This is a genomic window from Flavobacterium gawalongense, from assembly GCF_007097265.1.
Lineage (GTDB): Bacteria > Bacteroidota > Bacteroidia > Flavobacteriales > Flavobacteriaceae > Flavobacterium > Flavobacterium gawalongense.
The window spans coordinates 1-1,835 of record NZ_VJZP01000076.1 but is presented as its reverse complement, the minus strand read 5'-3'; the positions used below and the strand labels follow the sequence as shown (position 1 = coordinate 1,835).

Annotated in this window: 1 protein-coding gene; it reads right to left on the bottom strand. The window is 44.3% G+C overall.

Annotation, left to right across the window (positions count from 1 at the left end; genetic code table 11):
- Nucleotides 1-17: 17 nt before the first annotated feature.
- Nucleotides 18-1,334 (bottom strand): group II intron reverse transcriptase/maturase, encoded by a 1,317-nt coding sequence (gene ltrA, locus FNW38_RS17310; RefSeq protein ID WP_144065107.1) that lies wholly within the window; start codon nt 1,332-1,334, stop codon nt 18-20.
- Between the last annotated feature and the right edge of the window lie 501 nt (nt 1,335-1,835).

Here is a 1,835-nt window from a genome sequence, read left to right as displayed (position 1 = left end):
CTAACGGAGTGCGCCTCTCACACCACCGTACGTACGGGTCTCGTATACGGCGGTTCGCAAAGTGATGGGTTGAGTTCCATGTAAATCTCCAACATTGATTGATAGCCTTTCTTCTTAAGTCGCAGTAGGGTAATTGTAGTGGTTAGAATTGGACTTTGGGCAATGCGCCATCCTCCTTTTCTGGTTCTGCTCCATGCATAAGCATGGTCTTTGTCAATCCCTAGTCGCATCAGGTTTTTCCTTTTGCGTTCGGGCTTTTTCCAGTCCGTCCAGATGCAATAGCGCAGTCTGTTGCGCAACCATCCATCAATATCTCGTAACTTTCCTTGAATACTTGTCCCTCGAAAATAGTTTAACCATCCTCGTTGGATTTCATTGATTTTACGGATGCGTTCCTCGAAACTTCTCGGTGCGGTTTTGCGGGTCACTTCTTTCAGACTCTGCTTAAGTTTTGCCCAAGCTTTGTCCCCTACTGTTAACTGATACCTGCCTTTTACCCCTTTTTGGTAGGTCGATGCGAACGAAAATCCCAATATCGTGAACTGAATGGGTTTTCTAATCCCGCTCTTTTCCAGATTAATAGTCAATTTTAGCTTGTCTCTCAAAAACAGAAAGATAGCGTTACCAACCGTTTTGGCTTGGTATCTCGATTTGGTGTAGATACTGAAATCATCGGCATAGCGGACAAACTTCAAGCCTTTTCTCGTCAGTTCTTTGTCCAATTCGTGGAGCAGAATATTTGACAAAAGCGGACTTATCGGACTTCCCTGCGGAACTCCTTTTCTGCGTTTGACCAGTTTTCCTTTGATGAGTATTGGCACTCGCAACCATTTGCGGATTAATCGCAAAGTTGTTGGGCATTTTACCTTTTGGTAAATTAGGTTCAGCAGCAAGCAATGGTCGACTTCATCGAAAAAGGTCTTTAGGTCAATATCTACAATGTAATTGTAGCCTTCGTGAATGTTCCCCAAGGCTTTGCCTACCGCTTGGCGGGCGTTTTTGTTGGGTCGAAATCCGAAGCTATTCACACTAAAATCCTTTTCGAATCTCGGCATCAACGCTTGCGATACGGCTTGTTGAAGTAGTCTGTCGACTACTGTTGGGATTCCTAAGAGTCGGAATTTTCCATCTCCTTTTGGAATCTCCACACCAAGAATGGCTTGCGGTAAATAACGGTCATTCTTAATATCTTCCAGTAATGCAGACTTATGTTCACGGAAATAATCCGCCAGTTGAGTGGTTTTTAGTCCATCAACGCCCGCACTGCCTTTGTTGACCACTACTTGACGTAGCGCCTTTTGGAGATTATAAGGATGTGTTACTTGTGCAATCATACTTGTTGTTTTACATTAAATCCTTCCTGTTCCGATTTTCTAGGGCTATAACTTACGCCATTCCGTTAGAAATTGAGAACCACTTGCGTTCAGTCCTTCCTTGTTTGTGAGTCCTATACCGTTTCTATTGGTAACTCGTTCCCCCAAGTACTATGACTTCTGCTGACTTCTCCACCTAACCACCCGTGGTTGTGAAGACCTCCCTCGGTAAGCACTTCCTCTTTCCGTCTATCCCCGACACATCTACTAACTAAACCTGTTGTCTCTAGGCTTTGTATTGCTGTGCATACTTACCCAATTTAGTTAGCCTCTTATGCGCTTTGTGTTCCTCGGTACAGACTTTTGCCGTTGGGCTTCCTTCACTCAAAGAATCGCTTCTTCCGAGCTTGCCACGTGCTAATCAGCTCAATATAAATCAACAACTTGCCGATAAGGGACTTGCACCCTCTAGATAAAATTCCTACTTTTGAGGAATTGGAAGTGCATGCAAGGCACACACAG

What these genes read in the sequence shown, in the direction of transcription:
- ltrA (WP_144065107.1), bottom strand. Translation starts at nt 1,334, where the DNA reads ATGATTGCACAAGTAACACATCCTTATAATCTCCAAAAGGCGCTACGT.